The organism is Photorhabdus hainanensis (assembly GCF_018448965.1).
GTDB lineage: Bacteria > Pseudomonadota > Gammaproteobacteria > Enterobacterales > Enterobacteriaceae > Photorhabdus > Photorhabdus akhurstii.
Genome location: NZ_RCWD01000113.1, coordinates 1 through 1,037 on the forward strand (window position 1 = coordinate 1; position 1,037 = coordinate 1,037).

At 52.0% G+C, this 1,037-nt stretch carries 1 tRNA gene and 2 rRNA genes; all 3 read left to right on the top strand.

The annotated features are described in order from the left end of the window. Positions 1 to 80, top strand: a 16S ribosomal RNA gene (locus EAE92_RS24095); the annotation flags it as partial. 82 nt (positions 81 to 162) lie between these two features. After that, positions 163 to 238 (top strand) — tRNA-Glu (locus EAE92_RS24100). Positions 239 to 423: 185 nt separating this feature from the next. Further along, positions 424 to 1,037, top strand: a 23S ribosomal RNA gene (locus tag EAE92_RS24105); the annotation flags it as partial.

Sequence of the window (1,037 nt, forward strand, 5' to 3'; positions counted from 1 at the left end):
TGACCACTTTGTGGCTCATGACTGGGGTGAAGTCGTAACAAGGTAACCGTAGGGGAACCTGCGGTTGGATCACCTCCTTACCTGAGATAGGTTGAGTGCAGTGCTCACACAGATTGTCTGATGAAAGTCGAGAGCAAGGGAGTCTGCGAAGCTGACCATAGGGTCCCCTTCGTCTAGAGGCCTAGGACACCGCCCTTTCACGGCGGTAACAGGGGTTCGAATCCCCTAGGGGACGCCACTTGCGGGATAACGGGTGAAAGGCGTTGTCGATGTGTCTTTAAGCGGATTTTAGGAATCTGTTTAGCGATATAAGCTCTTTAACAATCTGGAACAAGCTGAAAAATTGAAACACTCAGTAATATCGACAAGGTATTATTGGGGAGTCTCTCAAGCTGAGCAATCCGAGACTTTTTCGGGTTGTGAGGTTAAGCGAATAAGCGTACACGGTGGATGCCTAGGCAGTCAGAGGCGATGAAGGACGCGCTAATCTGCGAAAAGCGTCGGTAAGCTGATATGAAGCGATAGAGCCGGCGATGTCCGAATGGGGAAACCCAGTGCGATGCGTCGCACTATCATTAACTGAATCCATAGGTTAATGAGGCGAACCGGGGGAACTGAAACATCTCAGTACCCCGAGGAAAAGAAATCAACCGAGATTCCCCCAGTAGCGGCGAGCGAACGGGGAGCAGCCCAGAACCAGCATCAGCCATAGCATCAGAGGAACGGTCTGGAAAGGCCGGCGAGAGAGGGTGACAGCCCCGTACTCGAAGGTGGTATGGCTGTGAGTTCGACGAGTAAGGCGGGACACGAGAAATCCTGTCTGAAGATGGGGGGACCATCCTCCAAGGCTAAATACTCCTGACTGACCGATAGTGAACCAGTACCGTGAGGGAAAGGCGAAAAGAACCCCGGCGAGGGGAGTGAAAGAGAACCTGAAACCGTGTACGTACAAGCAGTGGGAGCCTTGATTCGTCAGGGTGACTGCGTACCTTTTGTATAATGGGTCAGCGACTTATATTCTGTAGCAAGGTTAACCG